This is a genomic window from Methylotenera sp. L2L1 (genome assembly GCF_000744605.1).
GTDB lineage: Bacteria > Pseudomonadota > Gammaproteobacteria > Burkholderiales > Methylophilaceae > Methylotenera.
The window spans coordinates 235,985-253,948 of sequence record NZ_JQMG01000001.1; the positions used below are offsets into that span (position 1 = coordinate 235,985).

At 43.3% G+C, this 17,964-nt stretch carries 19 protein-coding genes; 13 read left to right on the plus strand and 6 right to left on the minus strand.

Features of this window, described 5'->3' with window-relative positions:
- Nucleotides 1–54: 54 nt before the first annotated feature.
- Both rng and FG24_RS01110 read right to left on the minus strand, forming a co-directional pair.
- Entirely contained in the window at nt 55–1,506 is a 1,452-nt protein-coding gene (gene rng, locus FG24_RS01105; protein ID WP_036300084.1) for a ribonuclease G, read from the minus strand.
- Nucleotides 1,507–1,533: 27 nt separating this feature from the next.
- Nucleotides 1,534–2,136 (minus strand): Maf family protein, encoded by a 603-nt coding sequence (locus tag FG24_RS01110; protein ID WP_036300086.1) that lies wholly within the window; start codon nt 2,134–2,136, stop codon nt 1,534–1,536.
- A gap of 74 nt (nt 2,137–2,210) precedes the next feature.
- Between FG24_RS01110 and FG24_RS01115 the strand changes: the two genes are divergently transcribed.
- The 4 genes from FG24_RS01115 (at nt 2,211) to FG24_RS01130 (ending at nt 4,854) form a co-directional block, all read left to right on the plus strand.
- Nucleotides 2,211–2,843 carry a YchE family NAAT transporter gene (locus FG24_RS01115; RefSeq protein ID WP_036300088.1) on the plus strand — a complete coding sequence of 211 codons (633 nt, stop codon included), beginning with the start codon at nt 2,211–2,213 and terminating at the stop codon, nt 2,841–2,843.
- A 75-nt stretch (nt 2,844–2,918) separates the two neighbouring features.
- A complete protein-coding gene (locus tag FG24_RS01120; RefSeq protein WP_036300091.1) occupies nt 2,919–3,362 on the plus strand; it encodes an NUDIX hydrolase in 444 nt (147 codons plus the stop codon).
- Between the two features lie 25 nt (nt 3,363–3,387).
- Nucleotides 3,388–4,497, plus strand: a complete 1,110-nt coding sequence (gene mnmA, locus FG24_RS01125; protein WP_036300094.1) for a tRNA 2-thiouridine(34) synthase MnmA — start codon at nt 3,388–3,390, stop codon at nt 4,495–4,497.
- A gap of 27 nt (nt 4,498–4,524) precedes the next feature.
- A complete protein-coding gene (locus FG24_RS01130; RefSeq protein ID WP_036300095.1) occupies nt 4,525–4,854 on the plus strand; it encodes a hypothetical protein in 330 nt (109 codons plus the stop codon).
- 104 nt (nt 4,855–4,958) lie between these two features.
- On the opposite strand, the gene FG24_RS01135 is transcribed toward FG24_RS01130, so the two are convergent.
- Nucleotides 4,959–5,573, minus strand: coding sequence for a glutathione S-transferase N-terminal domain-containing protein (locus FG24_RS01135; RefSeq protein WP_036300098.1), 615 nt, complete (start codon nt 5,571–5,573; stop codon nt 4,959–4,961).
- An 81-nt stretch (nt 5,574–5,654) separates the two neighbouring features.
- On the opposite strand from FG24_RS01135, the gene nadC reads away from it, so the two are divergent.
- The 6 genes from nadC to asd all read left to right on the plus strand — a co-directional run bounded on the left by nadC (nt 5,655) and on the right by asd (nt 13,189).
- Nucleotides 5,655–6,554, plus strand: coding sequence for a carboxylating nicotinate-nucleotide diphosphorylase (gene nadC / locus FG24_RS01140; RefSeq protein WP_051901384.1), 900 nt, complete (start codon nt 5,655–5,657; stop codon nt 6,552–6,554).
- Between the two features lie 151 nt (nt 6,555–6,705).
- The gene (locus FG24_RS01145) at nt 6,706–8,490 is read left to right on the plus strand and encodes a GspE/PulE family protein (RefSeq protein ID WP_036300100.1); all 1,785 of its coding nucleotides are present in this window, start codon (nt 6,706–6,708) and stop codon (nt 8,488–8,490) included.
- Between the two features lie 173 nt (nt 8,491–8,663).
- On the plus strand, nt 8,664–10,388 hold the full coding sequence (locus tag FG24_RS01150; RefSeq protein WP_036300102.1) for an acetolactate synthase 3 catalytic subunit: 1,725 nt from the start codon (nt 8,664–8,666) through the stop codon (nt 10,386–10,388).
- On the plus strand, nt 10,388–10,879 hold the full coding sequence (gene ilvN / locus FG24_RS01155; RefSeq protein WP_019899427.1) for an acetolactate synthase small subunit: 492 nt from the start codon (nt 10,388–10,390) through the stop codon (nt 10,877–10,879). Before FG24_RS01150 ends, ilvN begins: the two co-directional genes overlap by 1 nt.
- Before the next feature lie 237 nt (nt 10,880–11,116).
- Nucleotides 11,117–12,133, plus strand: a complete 1,017-nt coding sequence (gene ilvC / locus FG24_RS01160) for a ketol-acid reductoisomerase (protein WP_036300105.1) — start codon at nt 11,117–11,119, stop codon at nt 12,131–12,133.
- Nucleotides 12,134–12,328: 195 nt separating this feature from the next.
- Nucleotides 12,329–13,189, plus strand: coding sequence for an archaetidylserine decarboxylase (asd, locus tag FG24_RS01165; protein ID WP_036300109.1), 861 nt, complete (start codon nt 12,329–12,331; stop codon nt 13,187–13,189).
- Nucleotides 13,190–13,375: 186 nt separating this feature from the next.
- Here the strand turns inward: asd and FG24_RS01170 are convergent, their stop codons facing one another.
- On the minus strand, nt 13,376–13,864 hold the full coding sequence (locus FG24_RS01170; protein ID WP_036300111.1) for an RNA pyrophosphohydrolase: 489 nt from the start codon (nt 13,862–13,864) through the stop codon (nt 13,376–13,378).
- 34 nt (nt 13,865–13,898) lie between these two features.
- Here FG24_RS01170 and FG24_RS01175 point away from each other — a divergent pair, with 34 nt between their 5' ends.
- The gene (locus tag FG24_RS01175) at nt 13,899–14,966 is read left to right on the plus strand and encodes a YncE family protein (protein ID WP_081880912.1); all 1,068 of its coding nucleotides are present in this window, start codon (nt 13,899–13,901) and stop codon (nt 14,964–14,966) included.
- 195 nt (nt 14,967–15,161) lie between these two features.
- Here the strand turns inward: FG24_RS01175 and FG24_RS01180 are convergent, their stop codons facing one another.
- The gene (locus FG24_RS01180; RefSeq protein ID WP_081880913.1) at nt 15,162–15,659 is read right to left on the minus strand and encodes a nucleotidyl transferase AbiEii/AbiGii toxin family protein; all 498 of its coding nucleotides are present in this window, start codon (nt 15,657–15,659) and stop codon (nt 15,162–15,164) included.
- Between the two features lie 20 nt (nt 15,660–15,679).
- Nucleotides 15,680–16,165 (minus strand): helix-turn-helix domain-containing protein, encoded by a 486-nt coding sequence (locus FG24_RS01185; RefSeq protein WP_036300113.1) that lies wholly within the window; start codon nt 16,163–16,165, stop codon nt 15,680–15,682.
- A 333-nt stretch (nt 16,166–16,498) separates the two neighbouring features.
- Between FG24_RS01185 and FG24_RS01190 the strand changes: the two genes are divergently transcribed.
- Nucleotides 16,499–17,035: an SRPBCC family protein gene (locus FG24_RS01190; protein ID WP_036300116.1), complete on the plus strand. Its 537-nt coding sequence runs from the start codon at nt 16,499–16,501 to the stop codon at nt 17,033–17,035.
- A gap of 536 nt (nt 17,036–17,571) precedes the next feature.
- Nucleotides 17,572–17,922, plus strand: a complete 351-nt coding sequence (locus FG24_RS12910) for a pilin (RefSeq protein WP_036300119.1) — start codon at nt 17,572–17,574, stop codon at nt 17,920–17,922.
- Nucleotides 17,923–17,964: the final 42 nt, after the last annotated feature.

The following is a 17,964-nucleotide window of genomic DNA, read 5'->3' on the forward strand; positions in this document are numbered from 1 at the left end:
ACCTCTTAAGTTTGCACTTCAATCACTTTACCTGCTCGCATGGTGACCAAGTTGCTACATCAAAATAATATCAAACGATTCCTGAGCGTAGCTAGTTTCAACCTGTAACGAAATAGGCTTGGCAATAAAGTCTGATAAGTTCGCTAAGCTCTGTGACTCTTCATCCAGCAGCATTTCAATCACCTTAGGCGCAGCAAGCACACGTAACTCACGCGCACTAAACTGGCGAGCCTCTCGTAGCAGTTCACGTAAAATTTCATAACATACCGTTTGCGCAGTTTTCAACTCACCACGGCCTTTGCATGTGGAGCATGGCTCACAAAGAATATGCGCTAAGCTCTCACGTGTTCTTTTACGCGTCATCTCTACCAAGCCTAACGGCGTAAAGCCATTAATGCCCGTGCGTGCCCGATCACGCGCAACGGCCTTTTGCAGCTCTTCCAGCACAGCAGCGCGCTGAACATCTTCATCCATATCAATAAAATCAATAATGATGATGCCACCTAAATTTCTGAGCCGCAGTTGACGCGCTATAGACTGTGCAGCCTCGAGATTGGTCTTGAAAATCGTGTCCGACAAGTTCTTACCACTAACAAAACTACCAGTGTTTACATCAACAGTGGTCAACGCTTCCGTCTGGTCAAAAATCAAATAACCACCAGATTTTAGCTCCACCTTGCGCGACATTGCTTTTTCAATTTCCTGCTCGATGCTATATAAATCGAACAGTGGCCGCTCACCTTGATAATGGACCAATTTATCTAGTGCAGCAATTGCATATAAATTAGAAAAATCCACCAATTTTTGGTAGGTTTCACTTGAATCAACTCGTACCACTTCAGTATCAGCACACAGCACATCACGCAGCACACGCATCGGCAAATTCAAATCTTGAAATATCAAGGTACGTTCCGGCACTGTAATACTCTTGCCCTTAATATGCTTCCAAGTTTTATTTAAATAGTCGATATCTGCTAATAACTCTTCGTCGGTAGCCGCCTCAGACATAGTACGGATAATATAACCACCAACGCGCTCTGCGGGCAACAAGCCTAGCAATCGTGCTTTTAAAGACTCTCGCTCCGCCTCAACTTCAATACGTTGTGAAACACCAATATGCTCTTGCTGAGGCAAGTACACCAAAAAACGTCCGGCAATACTAATTTGCGTTGTTAGTCGCGCACCTTTGGTGCCAATCGGCTCTTTAATCACCTGCACCATCACAGACTGACCTTCATGCAACACTTCTTGTATGGGTCGTTTTAAGTCAGAGTCACCACACTCTAGAATGTCCCCTGCATGCAAAAAAGCCGCTCGCTGCAAACCAACCTCGACAAAAGCCGACTGCATGCCTGGCAGCACTCGGCACACCACACCTCTGTAGATATTACCCACTAAACCTAATGATGAGCTACGTTCAATTTGCAGTTCCTGCACTACGCCATTTTCCATCATGGCAATGCGTGTTTCTTGCGGCGTTACATTAATTAGTACTTCTTCGCTCAATTTACACTCACTTCATTCATTAATCGTTTAAATCGTAATAATGCAATGTTTTCTTAACAAAGCCGCGGTTTCATATATCGGCAAACCCATCACGCCGGTATAACTTCCTTCTATTCTTTTGACCCAAGCACCCGCTAGGCCCTGTATGCCATAGCTACCGGCTTTGTCTCGATGATCTCCTGTGGCAATGTATTGCTCAATTTGTTCCGCTGACAACGGCATCATTTCTACATTAGTCGAGCTCAACAACACCTCAAGCTCTCCATTAAAACTTAGCGCGACTGCCGTATGCACTTGATGCGCCCCGGCAGACAGCTTGCCTAGCATATCACGCGCGTCATCGTCATCCACAGGCTTACCTAATACAAGCTCAGATAAAGCCACCGTTGTATCTGCAGCCAAAATAGGATAATTAAGATACTCGGTTGTTAGCATTGATGCACAGGCTGCCGCTTTTTCCTGAGCCAACCTCACCACATATTGCACTGGCGACTCATCGGGCAATTGAGATTCATCGATATCAGCTGGGTAGATTTCGCAATCTAAGCCAATCTGCTTGAGCAATTCCACGCGACGAGGGCTGCGTGATGCAAGAATAATGGTTGAATTTTTATGATTATTTTTCCACATATAGGCACTTTAATTTACTATCTAAGAATTAACAACGCGTTAATGGCATTAGATTGCATGAAATGGGAATGAATATGATCGATTGGCCAAGTTTATTTAAAATCAGCCTAGGCTTGTTTGCTATTGTAAACCCTATTGGTAGCGTACCTATTTTCATTAGTGCAACCAGTGGCTGGAGCCATGCAGAAAGAGCACAAACTGCTAAAACGGTGGCTTTTTCAGTATTTATCATACTGATGGTGTCGTCGCTCATGGGAGATAAAATTTTAGATTTCTTTGGAGTTTCTATCCCATCGTTTCAAGTCGGTGGCGGCATCTTGCTGATGCTAATTGCCATCTCCATGATGCACGGCAAACAAAGTGGTGCCAGTCAAACCCCTGAAGAAGCGCAAACACTTGCTGAACGAGAGGTTATCGCGATTGTACCGCTCAGCATTCCATTGCTTGCTGGCCCAGGAGCCATCAGTAATATGATTATTGCTGCACAAAAAAACGCCAGCCTATTAGGCCACCTCTCTCTTATTATCCCCATATTTCTCGTCTGTATTACCATTTGGCTAGTATTGAAATTGTCAGTCAAGATTTCATACAAGCTAGGCACCATTGGCATTAACGTTGTCACAAGATTAATGGGCTTAATTTTAGCCGCAATGGCCGTCGAGTTTATTGCACAAGGCTTGACTGGACTTTTCCCCGCATTAGCCTAATCGCCTCTAAAGAGATATTTCAGGAAATGGCATGCTTCAGAGTAAAATAACGTTACATTAACTTAAGATATCATTATGCAATGGAAGCCACATGCCACAGTCGCGGCAATTATCGAAGAAAACGGTAAATTTCTTCTAGTAGAAGAAACGACGGATCGCGGAAACCGATTCAACCAGCCAGCTGGACATCTCGAAGATAACGAAACATTGCTAGAGGCAGTAATACGCGAAACCTTGGAGGAAACTGCCTACAGCTTTCATCCAACTAGCTTACTTGGCGTCTACCATTGGAAACATGAGCACAATGACACGACTTACTTAAGGTTTGCATACATAGGCAACGTGAGTAATCACCAACCAGCGCTTGGTCTAGATGACGGTATTATTCGCACCGTCTGGATGTCGGCCGACGAAATCCGCAACAACGCCATGCTTATGCGTAGCCCACAAGTCATTACTTGTATTGAAGACTATCTGAGTGGACAGCATTTCCCGCTCTCAGTCATTACGCACTTATAAATCCCAATACCTATGAATTTGAATCATGAATTTAAATAAAGCTCAAAAAAAGAAAATAGTGGTCGGTCTTTCTGGAGGCGTAGACTCTTCAGTCACCGCCTTGCTGCTCAAGCAACAAGGTTATGAAGTAACCGGTCTTTTCATGAAAAACTGGGAAGATGACGACACTGATGAATACTGTTCAAGCAAACAAGACTTAATCGATGCGGTATCCGTCGCAGACAAAATTGGCATCGACATCGAAGCAGTAAACTTCAGTAAAGAATACAAAGACCGTGTATTTGCTAACTTCTTGAGCGAGTATCAAGCTGGGCGCACGCCTAACCCAGACATCCTCTGCAACGCAGAAATTAAGTTCAAGGCGTTTTTAGATCATGCCATGAGCATGGGTGCAGACTTAATTGCCACTGGCCACTACGCACAAGTGCGTGAGAATCCGCTCAAACCTGGCTTATTCCAGCTGATGAAAGCAGATGATGGTAGCAAAGACCAAAGCTACTTTCTATACCGCCTAAATCAAGCGCAATTATCCAAAACATTATTCCCGCTTGGCCAACACCTAAAACGCGAAGTACGTGAAATAGCACGTAATGCAGGGCTAATTAATGCAGAGAAAAAAGACTCTACCGGCATTTGCTTTATCGGCGAACGCCCATTTCAGGAATTCTTAAGTAAATACCTGCCACGTGAGCCAGGTGACATGAAGACCCCAGAAGGTAAACTGGTAGGTCGCCACGAAGGTTTAATGTATTACACGTTAGGGCAGCGCCAAGGCTTAAAAATTGGCGGTAGCAGAGAGAGCAATGGTGAGCCATGGTTTGTGGCCGCAAAAGACATGGAAAAGAACGAACTCATCGTTGTACAAGGCCATGAACACCCATTACTACTTAATGATGGCCTTAAAGCCAGCCAACTTCATTGGATTAGTGATGAAAACCCCATCACCAACTGGGTTTATGCCGCAAAAACCCGTTACCGTCAGCCTGATGCGCCATGTGAAATTGATAGCATCAGCGCCAATGAGGTGGAGATTAAATTCGGGCAAAAACAATGGGCAATCACACCAGGTCAATCAGCTGTCGTTTACGAAAGTAACGTGTGTTTAGGCGGCGGCATTATTACTGGCGCAATTTAAAGGCTGTCATTAAAAAAGGAAGTTGCCATGGCATATGTACTTAAAAATTCTCTAGGTCAAATTATCGCAACCAGCGCCACTGAGAGGTTGAATGATGATTGGGTACAAGTGGATGCGACAGATAAAGCTTATATCAGTTTCTTGGAAAACTCACTCGCTGAAGGTGATGCCTTCCGTGAAAGTGACATTCATTTAGCTAGGGTGCTGGAGGATTTAATTTCGTTGTTGGTAGAGCGGAATACCATACGTTTTACAGACCTGCCAGAGCAAGCACAAAGACGTCTGAATCAAAGACAATCTATGCGGAATAAATCACAACTTTCCGGCATTCTTGATGAAAGCAGTGAGCTTTTCTAAAACCGAATTTTAGGTATTAATTTGGCTTAAACAATGACTTATATAATATATTTCTCAGCTAGCACTTAGCAACTTGCTAGCTGAATGAATGCTATCACTACCGATTAATTAGCAACGGGCAGCGTATCTTTAAAGGACGGACGTTGCAATAAAGCGGTCTGCAATCGCTCCAAATTTGCATAATCCTGAGCCAAGTTAATGACTTGGCTAAACCGTAGCGTAAGATAACCCAGAGTACAACCTACGGCAATATCAGCCAAACTAAAGCTATCATCGACACACCATTTATTTTGTCCCAAACCATCATTTAACACGGTTAACCCACGCGTCACTTTGTCCATTTGCTTTACAATAAATGCGGCATCTTGCATTTGCTCTGGTTTTCTTTGTTCCAACATCACCGCAACAGCCGCATCACAAACCCCATCAGCCAACGCCTCCCATCTGCGCACAGCAGATTTCGCACCATTATCCTTCGGAATCAAATGCGCTAATGGCGTACGGTTATCAAAATACTCAGCAATGACACGAGAGTCGTATAAACTATCTCCATCACTGAGAATCAACACAGGCACCTTACCTAGCGGGTTGTAGTCTTTAACAGGACAGTCGGGCGCCGACAACACCACCTCTTGCAGCTGAACATCAATATGTTTCTCTGCGGCAACAATGCGCACTTTACGTGCATATGGACTATTTACTGTATATAAAAGCTTCATAATATTTCACTAATCATAGTGTTGTTTATAGATTATTTGTTAGCATTATAATTCAATCACAGCACCCTCTTACGATAACTTATGAAGCAAATTAACGAATATCACCCAATCGGGCTAAAAGATTTCAATGCACCGACCAATCTCTATGCAATAGTGCAGTCGCAAGTTAAAGATGCGCTGAATGAAGATGTTGGCAGTGGCGACCTCACGGCGCTGTTAGTGCCTGCCACACAAACAGCTAACGCGAGAGTGATTGTGCGTGAGCATGCTGTTATCTGTGGCATCGATTGGTTTAACGCATGCTTCCAACAGATAGACGCTAACGTACAGATCGATTGGCTAGTCACAGAAGGCGAGCGTGTTATGCCCAACCAAACATTGTGCAAGATAACCGGCCTAGCGCGTTCTTTGTTAACAGCAGAGCGCTGCGCACTTAATTTTCTGCAAACACTATCTGCTACCGCTACCGAATCTGCTAAATATGTAGATGCCATTGCTGGCACCTCCGCGCAAATTCTAGATACCCGAAAAACCATCCCTAATTTACGGTTAGCGCAGAAGTATGCGGTCACTATCGGTGGAGGCCATAATCAGCGCCTTGCGCTATACGATGGCATCTTGATTAAAGAAAACCATATTGCCGCAGCTGGAAGTATCAGCAAGGTGATGCAACAAGCCTTCGCACTCAATTGTGGCAAAAGCATACAGATTGAAGTAGAAAACTTAGCGCAGTTGAAAGAAGCATTAGATGCCGGCGCCACTAACATTCTTTTAGATAACTTCAGTATTGAACTGCTGTGTGAAGCGGTTAGCATTAACAACGCCACCGCGAAAAAGGCATTACTGGAAGCCTCCGGTGGCATCACGCTAAACAACGTTCGCGAAGTTGCGCAAACCGGGGTTGACCGCATTTCAATTGGCGCAATCACCAAAGACATTAGTGCGATTGACCTTTCTATGCAAATCGCGCCAAATAGTTAAATCATCAATTGCAATTGATAAAAACACATACGCCATCATTGAATGCTTATTTAACAGACTTCATCAGAAAAATAAGTCCATGTTAATATACAAAATAGTCATATAGATTGCATTTAGTTGAATAGATCGCTTCTAGTTTAAAAGGCAAAAAATGAGCAAAGCTGCAATATCAATCAAGCCTTCGGGCCGCCTGACACTTGGCGATGCACTACGCATCCTAGTTAACGATGGCGTATTAGATAAAACGCAAGCCGAGAAACTATATAAAGATCGTAAACTAGATAGCTCCAACCTTCACCCACTGGTAGTAATTGGTGAACAAAAATGGAAAAATCTTAAATCACCTTACAACGCCATTACAGTAGAGTGGCTTTCATCATGGCTTGCCGGTCATGCGGGCTTAGACTACTACCACATTGACCCGCTCAAACTGGATTTTGGATCTGCGGCGCAAATCGTTTCAAAAGGTTATGCAGAACGTCTAAGAATTATGCCAATTGCGGTGAAAGATGGCATGGCAATTATCGCCACAACTGAGCCTTTTAGCACAGACTGGATCGAGGATCTGGAGCGCGTGCTAAAAATGAAAGTGAAGCTGGTTTTTGCAAATCCGCTGGAGGTTAGTCGCTATCTGCCGGAAATGTATAAGCTAGCGAATTCAATGAACGCGGCTAATCTAGCAAAAGCAGGGCAAATTGTAGGTGTACAGAACTTTGAGCAGTTAGTTGAGCTAGGTAAAGATAAAAATCTAGACGCCAATGAACAGCACGTAGTCAACATCGTTGACTGGTTGTTTAAATATGCATTTGAACAACGCGCCAGCGACATTCATTTAGAGCCTAGGCGCAATATGGGCATGATGCGCTTCCGAATCGATGGTGTTCTTCATCAAGTCTATCAACTTCCACCCAACATCATGAACGCTATTACCAGCAGAATTAAACTGTTGGGGCGCATGGATATGGTTGAAAAGCGCCGCCCACAGGATGGTCGCATCAAAACGCTATCTGCTGAAGGTCAGGAAATCGAATTGCGCTTATCCACCATGCCTACCGCGTTTGGTGAAAAGCTCGTGATGCGTATATTTTCACCTGACATTTCAGGCAAAGACTTTTTAACACTGGGCTTTTCGGAAGAGCAAGCTGAAAAATGGAACGCTTGGACCAAAGCACCAAACGGCATTATTTTAGTGACAGGCCCTACCGGCTCAGGCAAAACAACCACCCTTTATTCCACATTAAAGCTACTTGCCACATCAGAAGTCAACGTATGTACGGTGGAAGAACCAATCGAAATGGTTGAACCTGCATTCAATCAAATGCAAGTCCAACAAAACATAGGACTAGGCTTTGCAGATGGCATACGTACCCTCATGCGCCAAGATCCAGACATTATCATGGTAGGTGAGATTCGAGACCTTGAAACCGCAGATATGGCGATTCAAGCGGCGTTAACAGGTCACTTAGTCCTCTCCACCCTACACACAAACGACTCACCATCAGCCGTGACACGCTTACTAGACTTAGGCGTACCATCTTACCTGATCCACTCCACCGTACTAGGCATTATGGCGCAGCGACTAGTACGCACACTGTGCCCAAGTTGCAAGACAAAAGAACCCATTGAACAAAGTAAATGGGATGCACTCGCTGGCACTTTCAACATACCAAAACCAGCACATATTTACAAAGCTGTTGGCTGCCTAGAATGCCGCAATACTGGGTTTAGGGGACGTAGCGGCATTTATGAAATGCTTACGATTACCCCAGCATTAAGAAAACTCATCACGCCAGAAACAAACTTAGCAAAACTAACTAAATTAGCCCAGCAAGAAGGCATGCAACCATTAGTGATTAATGGCGCTGAGAAAGTAGCGGCAGGACTCACCACCATTGAAGAACTGTTAAAGGTAGCGCCCCCGCTAGCGCTTGAGTAAAACCCTTGTTTTTATTATGGTTTTCTGAAAATTACCAACTAAGCAAAATAAGACAGCTTCAGTGCATATTTAGTCAATTAAATATGCACGCTTAACACTTTCGTCCTTGACCAAACACGCTCAAACCGTTATCGTGTAGGGTTACAAATAAATTATTAAAATCAAAAAGATTTATGGCAGAGACTACTCATCCGCATCAAATCACAGGCGCAGAAATTGTTATCCGTTGCCTAGAGCAAGAGAATGTAAAGTTTGTGTTCGGCTACCCTGGTGGTGCCGTTCTGCATATTTACGACGCGATTTACAAACAAGGCCACTTTAAGCACATTCTTGTGCGTCACGAACAAGCTGCTGTACATGCTGCAGATGCGTTTTCACGCGCTACAGGTGAAGTCGGTGTTGCCCTCGTCACATCAGGTCCAGGCGCAACCAATGCTATTACAGGTATTGCAACTGCCTACATGGATTCAATCCCGCTTGTTGTCATCAGCGGTCAAGTACCGGTGCCGGCAATTGGTCTAGATGCATTCCAAGAAGTAGACATGGTTGGCGTTACTCGCCCATGTGTTAAACACAACTTTTTGGTTAAAGATGTAAAAGATATTGCAACAACCCTGAAAAAAGCATTTTACATCGCAAAAACTGGCCGACCAGGTCCAGTGGTAGTTGATATTCCAAAAGACATTACAGCTCACTTAGCTGATTTTGTTTATCCAGAATCAGTGGAAATGCGCTCATACAACCCAGTGACCAAGGGTCATAGCGGCCAAATCAAAAAGGCTGTTAAGCTGCTACTTGAAGCTGAACGCCCGATGGTGTACACAGGCGGCGGCGTAGTATTGGGTGATGCATCAGAATTATTAGTAAAACTAGTTAAAGCACTAGGTGTGCCAGTTACCAACACCTTAATGGGCTTAGGCGGCTATCCTAGTACTGATAAACAGTTCCTAGGCATGCTTGGCATGCACGGCACCTACGAAGCTAATATGGCTATGCAAAACTGTGATGTTTTGTTAGCGGTGGGCGCACGCTTTGATGACCGCGTAATCGGCAACACAGAGCATTTCTACAGCAAAGACCGCACCATTATTCATGTAGACATCGACCCTTCATCTATTTCTAAGCGCGTAAAAGTACATGTGCCTATCGTAGGTGATGTTAAATCAGTGCTGACCGAAATGAATGAGCTCGTTGCACTTGAGAAACCAAAACAATCTCCAGCACTTAAAGCATGGTGGGAGCAGATTGAAAGCTGGCGTGGCAAACTATGTTTGGACTACAGCAATAACAACGGTCTTATCAAGCCACAATATGTGATTGAAAAGCTTTGGGAAGTTACTAAAGGCGACGCCTACGTTACATCAGACGTTGGTCAACATCAAATGTGGGCAGCGCAATATTACAAATTTGACAAACCACGTCGCTGGATTAACTCTGGCGGTCTAGGCACGATGGGCGTTGGCTTACCTTATGCGATGGGCTGTCAGTTTGCAGACCCAACCGCGCAAGTAGCCTGTGTAACAGGTGAAGGCAGTATTCAAATGAATATTCAAGAGCTTTCTACCTGTAAACAATACAGCCTGCCAATCAAAGTGATTCTATTAAACAATCGTTACCTAGGTATGGTACGTCAATGGCAAGAGTTTTTTTATGAGAACCGCTACTCAGAATCATACATGGAGAGCTTGCCTGATTTTGTAAAACTTGCGGAGTCTTACGGTCACGTTGGTATGCAAATCACCAAACCAGAAGATGTTGAAGGCGCATTAAAAGAAGCTTTTGACATGAAATCACGCTTTGTATTTATGGACTTCATTACAGACCAAAAAGAAAATGTATTCCCTATGATTCCTAACGGAAAAGGGTTATCTGAAATGATTCTGGCGGAGGACTTATAATGCGTCATATTGTTTCACTATTAATGGAAAACGAAGCTGGCGCATTGTCTCGCGTCGCAGGACTTTTCTCAGCACGCGGCTACAACATCGAGTCTTTAACCGTAGCGCCAACTGAAGACCCAACATTATCACGCATGACCATTGTTACCTCTGGCTCTGATGACGTGATTGAACAAATCATTAAACAGCTTAACAAGCTGGTAGATGTAGTTAAAGTGCTTGATTTGAACGATGGTAAATTTATTGAACGTGAACTGATGCTGGTTAAAGTAAAAGCAACAGGTGCGTTCCGTGAAGAAATGAAGCGTATGTGCGACATTTTCCGCGGTCGAATTATTGACGTAGCAGATGGTACATTCACCATTGAGCTAACTGGTTCTGGCCACAAGCTAGACGCGTTTATTGAAGGGTTGGACAACGCAGCGATTTTAGAAACAGTGCGCACAGGCGCATCTGGTATCGGACGCGGCGATAGAATCTTAAAAGTATAGTTTAGCGCTACTAAAAACTCGGATTGATCAGAGTGACACAACAGACACTCTGATTTAACAATGGCTTAAGATATTGCCAAAACGTGTTTTCAAAGTAAGTGCTTAATAGCCGAATTGTAGTTTTCTTAAACAATGTAGTTTGTAGTATCAAAGCAACAGTGGCAACGAAAGTAACTCAGATGATTTTTCTCTGTGAGTGCAGCGTTCTCTGTAGCAAATATTTTTAGAGGAAAAGAAATGAAAGTTTATTACGACAAAGACGCCGACCTTGGTTTAATCAAAGGCAAAAAAGTAACCATCGTTGGTTACGGCTCACAAGGTCACGCACATGCTGCAAACTTAAAAGATAGCGGCGCAAACGTAACAATCGGTTTACGCAAAGGCGGCAGCTCATGGGCTAAAGCTGTGGCAGCTGGTCACAACGTGCTAGAAATCGCAGAAGCAACTAAACAAGCTGACGTTGTTATGCTCTTGTTGCCTGACGAAACTATGCCAGAAATTTTCCACGCAGAAGTTGCTGCAAACCTAAAACAAGGTGCTGCATTGGCTTTCGCTCACGGTTTCAACATTCACTACAACCAAATCACACCACGTGCTGATTTGGACGTGATTATGATTGCACCAAAAGGCCCAGGCCACACAGTACGTTCAGAGTACTTAAAAGGCGGCGGCGTACCTTCATTGATCGCTGTTTACCAAGACAAATCAGGTAAAGCAAAAGACATCGCACTTTCATACGCAGCTGCAAACGGCGGCACTAAAGGTGGCGTGATTGAAACTGACTTCCGTGAAGAAACAGAAACTGACTTGTTCGGAGAACAAGCTGTTCTATGTGGCGGTGCGGTTGAATTGGTTAAAGCTGGCTTCGAAACACTAGTAGATGCTGGTTATGCGCCTGAAATGGCTTACTTCGAGTGCTTGCACGAATTGAAATTGATTGTAGACTTGATGTACGAAGGCGGTATCGCCAACATGAACTACTCAATCTCAAATAATGCTGAGTACGGTGAGTATGTAACTGGTCCTAAAGTAATTAACGATGAATCACGCTACGCAATGCAAGAAGCTTTAGCTAACATTCAAAACGGTAACTACGCTAAACAATTCATTTTAGAAGGTCGTACAAACTACCCTGAAATGACTGCACGTCGTCGCTTGAACGCAGCGCACCCAATTGAACAAGTTGGTGGCCAACTACGTGCAATGATGCCTTGGATTGCTAAAAACAAATTAGTGGATCAATCTAAGAACTAGGTTCGGCTTAAATAGTTTTAATTTAAAAAATTTAAACTAGCTTAAATAAAAAGGGCAAAACGTTTAACGATTTGCCCTTTTTTATTAGCGGTTTATATGGCGAGTTGATCGCCTGATGCATTACATTAAATTTCGCGCATACTACGCATACTATGTATTGAGTTTAAAATAAAAATAACGATTATTGGAATTATCGTGCAAACCAACATCACAGTACTCACACAATACTTATTACCAAAACAAGCAATCACCGCGATTGCCGGAAAACTTGCCCATCTAAAAGGAGGCAAAACCACGACCGCAGTTATTCGTTGGTTTGTTAAACGTTACAACGTCAACATGAGCGAAGCTGCCAACCATGACATCGCCTCATACAAAAGCTTTAATGAGTTTTTTACTCGCCCCTTAAAGCACAATGCCAGACCACTCGCCAACGCCGATTTCATTTGCCCTGTAGATGGCGCAATTAGCCAGTTTGGTCACATAGAGCAAGATCAGATTTTTCAGGCAAAAGGCCATCACTACACAACGGCAGCCTTAGTAGGCGGTGACATAGATACGGCTAAGCAATACGAAAACGGACTGTTTGCATGCCTGTACCTCAGCCCTAAGGACTACCATCGCATTCATATGCCATGCGACGGTCGCCTACTGAAAATGACCTACGTGCCTGGAGACCTATTCTCTGTTAACCCAACGACAGCACAAGGCGTGCCCGGTCTATTTGCAAGAAATGAGCGCGTAGTATGCGAGTTTGCTTCAGAACAACATGGAAACTTTGTGATGGTACTAGTTGGTGCAACCGTTGTTGGCAGTATGGCCACAGTTTGGCACGATGCTGAGGATAGCATCATCAACCCACCTCGCCTGCCTAGCATCAAGACATGGACTTATACAGACAAAAACATCAGCCTAAAACAAGGCGCAGAAATGGGTCGATTCTTACTTGGCTCAACTGTCGTCATGCTCTTCCAGAAAGACCGCATAAACTTCAACTCAACATGGACACCTACTCAGACTATCAAGCTCGGTGAAGTCATGGGTACCAAAGCATAAGCAATAAAAAAGGCTGTCTTGCAACAACAAGACAGCCAAACCAAAAAGACTACTGTTTTAAAAAGAGTGTTGTTTATAAAAAATATTTGTAAACCAAAAAATGACAGCAGCAAAAAAATGTGTAGTCAAACGTGCTGAATTACATTTGACTTACGTTATCTCTCAGCTTACATCTCACGACATCAATTACTTGTGAGGACTTTTGTGGTACAAATTCGGCGCTAACTCGTTCAATGCGGCCTCATATACACCGCGTTTAAACTCAATCACATCCTCTAAAGGAACCCAGTAGTCATTCCAACGCCAAGCATCAAACTCTGGATGGCTAGTCGCTCTTAGTGAAACATCACTATCTCGCCCCATTAAGCGCAACAAATACCAAATTTGCTTTTGCCCGCGATAACTACCGCGCCACTCACGCTTTACCCAGCTAGTTGGCACTTCATAGCGTAGCCAATCTTTGGTGCGCCCTAAAATCTTAACATGCTCAGGTTTTAGGCCAACCTCTTCCATCAGCTCGCGATACATCGCCTGCTCTGGGCTCTCGCCAAAGTTAATACCACCTTGTGGGAACTGCCAAGCATGCTCACGGATACGCTTACCCCAAAATACCTGATTGTTGGCATTACATAAAATAATGCCGACATTCGGGCGAAACCCGTCACGATCTAACATAGCATATACTGCCTAAATAATACTGTTATAAAATATGATGCAATTTTTTCATATTTCCAGCATTATTGAAAGCAACCATTTGCTTGATACTGAATTAATATTAAATCTAATGAAAACTAAAACCAGTAATTTCACAAAAACCGCTACTTTCATTGCACTTACTAGCTTTAGCCTAACCATGATGTCATGTTCAGCAGACACTAACACAGAACAACATCGTGCCTACATCACCAACCAAGGCGAGCACACAGTTTCCATCATTGACACCAGCACCAATCAAGTCATTCACACAGCCAATGTCGGTAAAGCACCAGTAGGGATTGCTGTTGCATCACAATTGAACAGGGCTTACATTTCAAATGTTGAAAGCCAAGATATTTCAGTCATTAACACCCAAAACAACACCTTGGTTAACACCATCAAAGTAAATGGTGCACCAGTGGGTCTAGCAATCTCACCAGATGAAAAAACACTATACGCCACAGACTGGTTTAACAACCGTGTATTAGCGATTAGTACAGACGCCACGCACACAGTACGCGAGTTAAGTATTGGCGACGCGCCAGCAGGACTTGTCGTCAGTTCAAACAACCAAATGCTATACATCACCAACAGAGATAGCAACGACATCGCAGTCATCGATACAAAAACCTTCACCATCAAACAGCGGATACCAGTCGGAACACATCCTTTTGGCATTGCACTAAGCAAGACAGGAAAGCTACTTGCTAGCGTTAACGTGCAAGATGACACCGTCAGCATCATCAATACAGAAACTAACGCCATAGAAAATATGAAAGTAGGCTACCATCCCTACTGCGCAGCGTTCAGTGCCGACGAAAAAACACTTTATGTCACTAACACGCAGGACGACAGTGTCACCGTGCTAGATATTGCCAATAAAAAAACCATCGCCACCATTAATGTCGGCAGTACTCCAGAGGGCATTAGCATAGATGATACCAACCATCGTGCCTATGTCGCTAACTGGGGTAGCAATAATGTAAGCGTGATAGATACAAACACAAACCAGCTATTAACCACCATCAAAACCGGTGAAAAAAGCCGCGCATTTGGCCAGTTTATATCAGTTAACCCATAATGCACGGTTGATATCGACAGCAATGGGATCGACTTGATTGGCTAACGCACCGACGTAGCCCTTAGCAGATCTACTTTAAGCATGCTGACCCGCTCCAAGCACTCATCAAAGCTGATATCAAAGTCTAATTTATCAATTGCTTCAAACACTGGCAGCATAATTGACTTACGTGATTCACATTGACTGCTGAAGGTTTCAATATTTTTTTACGAATACTTCACTGTGGTTTAATATCTCGCTGTAGTGACGGTCTATCACAACGGCAAAATCTAGCAAGTCACGTGGTGTGGCTCTATCGCCACGATACCATAACTTCTTCGCTACAATCTCGATCGGCGTTTCTAACAAGATGTTTCTGCCAAGCACCTCATGCATCTCGAAAGGGTTCGTGGTCAAGGTAGATGAGGCAACAAAGTCAATCTCTCCCTCAGGCAAAAATAGCTTCACGTATTCAGCAGTATCTTTGTAATCGGATGTAATATCCTCACCACGCCCACCAATACGAGGATTGATGTACCCTAGAAATTGTGGATCAGGTATAAAAATATCAATATCTTTGCTTCTACGATGTGCATAGTAGAACATGAGAACCGTACCTCCTCCAAGACTCCAGATCGGCACGGAGAAGCCATCGGAAGCAACGGCGTCAAAAAGCATATAAGCTTTCTCAAGAAGATGATATCCAAGGACCATCTGGGAATTGTAGCTGAGTCTTATCCAATTGCACTCCAAAACTTGTTTGGTGACTTGATCTCTGTTGCAACATGCGCAAGGTTCTTCCAGACTGACTTAGCATTAACATTCCGCTTGGCTGAAAGCTGCTTGATGGCTCCAGCAACCAAAGAAGTTGGGGTTTCGTCGATTAGATGCATCACCTGTCCTTCAAATCCTGGCTGAATTTTCCCACTCAACATAAACTTTTCCAGATCAGATGCCGACATTGAATTTTTGTAGCTTGTATTGATGTTGCTAAGTGTTATCTTAACAAAATCCATTTTTTCCCCTGTCGAGAACATGGGTGTGCCTAGAGTTTCCGCAATTTCAGAAAGTTTGATAGCACCTATGTCGCCAACTTTACCTTTCTCCAGATTCACAATTGTCACACGAGAGACATGCGAGGCCTCAGCCAAGGCCTTTTGGCTCAGACCACACGCCACTCTCGCTTTTTTGATAATTGTACCAATTGTTAAAATATCCATGTCTTTTACTATAGCTAAGATACCAATAAAAGTAAAGTATACTTTACTTTTATTAAATTATTAATGACATAAATAGATGACACTATACGGATTACATCAATCACACATGTGGCACACTTTTTATTTAAAACTAATCAACTCGGCTATCAACTCATCCGTAACCTCCAAAACGAATCGTGCATAGTGTCAACCAAGCCAAGTTCACATCGTTAATACAGCACAAACCACCTTACAATTGAAGATTCGGGTTCTCATAAGTTCTGTTTCTACTTTATAATGTAGTGTTGTTTTTGAACAATCCCTCTCATTACTGAGATTTTTGGAGAAAAGTGAATGAAAAAAATTCTAGCGTTAATCGCACTTGGCTTAACTACAAGCTTGGTTTCTGTATCAGCATCAGCACACGGTCCATCACCACTAAAAGTTGACAAATCTATCACCATCAAAGCTGAGCCAGCTAAAGTATGGGCATTAGTAAAAGATTTTGGCAACATGCAAAAATGGCACCCTGCGGTGACTAACACCAAGTTAGAGAAAAAAGGCGAAGACACATTTAGAACACTAACACTCAAAGATGGCGGCACAATTCTTGAGAAACTACGTAGTGCAGATGATGCAGATATGAAAGTTCGCTACGAAATCGTTTCAAGCGGCTTGCCGTTAACAGACTACAACGCTTATATCGTAGTTAAAAAAGGCGCAAATGCTGGTGAATCAACCGTACAATGGGTTGGCCGCTTCTACCGTTTATACAAACTAAACCCACCAATCCCAGCTGGTCAAGATGACGAAACTGCATTAAATGCAATCAACGGTATTTATGACGCAGGTTTAGCTGGTTTAAAGAAGGCTGCTGAATCATCAAAGTAGGTGACCGCGAAGGCTCTCAAAGCAAAGCCTCTACAAATTGGTCACTCATGCAATGGCTACGTGACCTTTTTTGACAGTTTGAGCGGTAGAAAATACAAAAAATTGTCAATGGATTAAAAAAACGGAGCTAATAGCTCCGTTTTTTGTTAACAAGCTATCATTAAGATATTACTAAAAAACTGCACCTAACCCATACACATTGAGACCTTTGCTTTAGTGATACTTCCCATCAACATCGCTATCATCGTCATTCCCACGAAAGTGGGAATCCATTTAAGTGATTGATTAAAATAGATTCCCACTTTCGTGGGAATGACGGAAGATAGATGATTTGGTAGCAAATAATCACTTTGGCAGGCTCATACAAAGGTTTAAAATTTAAAGATAAGTTCAAAGCGATCGTACAGAACATTGCATTTTTTCAGTAAAAAACACTCGATTTTAAATTCTGGCACAACAGTTGCTTGTTAAAAACTAAGCACTACCATTTAAGACATAGTGTGAAAACACTTAAATTTTTAATAAAGGAAATTAAAATGAAACAAGTACAAAAAGGTTTTACCTTGATTGAATTGATGATTGTAGTTGCAATTATCGGTATTTTGGCTGCAGTTGCATTACCACAGTACAGAGCTTATACAGAAAGATCTGCTAACGCAGCATGTTTGGCTGAGGCAACAGGCGTAGCTCGTGGCGTAGCAGCTGCAATTGCTAACAATGCTCCAGATTTAGTTCCTGTTGTAGTGCCGTCAGCTTGTGGTGATGCGGGTGGTGTTGTAGCAAATACAGTTCCTCCAGCAGGCACTCAACTAACATTTGCAGCGGGTGCTCGTGGCACTGCAGGCGCTTTGTGTGAAGTGGATACAGGTGTTTGCGTAGAAAACTAGACTTTAGTGACGTAACACAACGACCAAACCGTTTGTGATTAA

What these genes read in the sequence shown, in the direction of transcription:
- FG24_RS01110 (WP_036300086.1), bottom strand. Translation starts at nt 2,136, where the DNA reads ATGTGGAAAAATAATCATAAAAATTCAACCATTATTCTTGCATCACGC.
- FG24_RS01115 (WP_036300088.1), top strand. Translation starts at nt 2,211, where the DNA reads ATGATCGATTGGCCAAGTTTATTTAAAATCAGCCTAGGCTTGTTTGCT.
- FG24_RS01120 (WP_036300091.1), top strand. Translation starts at nt 2,919, where the DNA reads ATGCAATGGAAGCCACATGCCACAGTCGCGGCAATTATCGAAGAAAAC.
- mnmA (WP_036300094.1), top strand. Translation starts at nt 3,388, where the DNA reads ATGAATTTAAATAAAGCTCAAAAAAAGAAAATAGTGGTCGGTCTTTCT.
- FG24_RS01130 (WP_036300095.1), top strand. Translation starts at nt 4,525, where the DNA reads ATGGCATATGTACTTAAAAATTCTCTAGGTCAAATTATCGCAACCAGC.
- FG24_RS01135 (WP_036300098.1), bottom strand. Translation starts at nt 5,573, where the DNA reads ATGAAGCTTTTATATACAGTAAATAGTCCATATGCACGTAAAGTGCGC.
- nadC (WP_051901384.1), top strand. Translation starts at nt 5,655, where the DNA reads ATGAAGCAAATTAACGAATATCACCCAATCGGGCTAAAAGATTTCAAT.
- FG24_RS01145 (WP_036300100.1), top strand. Translation starts at nt 6,706, where the DNA reads ATGAGCAAAGCTGCAATATCAATCAAGCCTTCGGGCCGCCTGACACTT.
- FG24_RS01150 (WP_036300102.1), top strand. Translation starts at nt 8,664, where the DNA reads ATGGCAGAGACTACTCATCCGCATCAAATCACAGGCGCAGAAATTGTT.
- ilvN (WP_019899427.1), top strand. Translation starts at nt 10,388, where the DNA reads ATGCGTCATATTGTTTCACTATTAATGGAAAACGAAGCTGGCGCATTG.
- ilvC (WP_036300105.1), top strand. Translation starts at nt 11,117, where the DNA reads ATGAAAGTTTATTACGACAAAGACGCCGACCTTGGTTTAATCAAAGGC.
- FG24_RS01170 (WP_036300111.1), bottom strand. Translation starts at nt 13,864, where the DNA reads ATGTTAGATCGTGACGGGTTTCGCCCGAATGTCGGCATTATTTTATGT.
- FG24_RS01175 (WP_081880912.1), top strand. Translation starts at nt 13,899, where the DNA reads ATGATGCAATTTTTTCATATTTCCAGCATTATTGAAAGCAACCATTTG.
- FG24_RS01180 (WP_081880913.1), bottom strand. Translation starts at nt 15,659, where the DNA reads ATGGTCCTTGGATATCATCTTCTTGAGAAAGCTTATATGCTTTTTGAC.
- FG24_RS01185 (WP_036300113.1), bottom strand. Translation starts at nt 16,165, where the DNA reads ATGGATATTTTAACAATTGGTACAATTATCAAAAAAGCGAGAGTGGCG.
- FG24_RS01190 (WP_036300116.1), top strand. Translation starts at nt 16,499, where the DNA reads ATGAAAAAAATTCTAGCGTTAATCGCACTTGGCTTAACTACAAGCTTG.
- FG24_RS12910 (WP_036300119.1), top strand. Translation starts at nt 17,572, where the DNA reads ATGAAACAAGTACAAAAAGGTTTTACCTTGATTGAATTGATGATTGTA.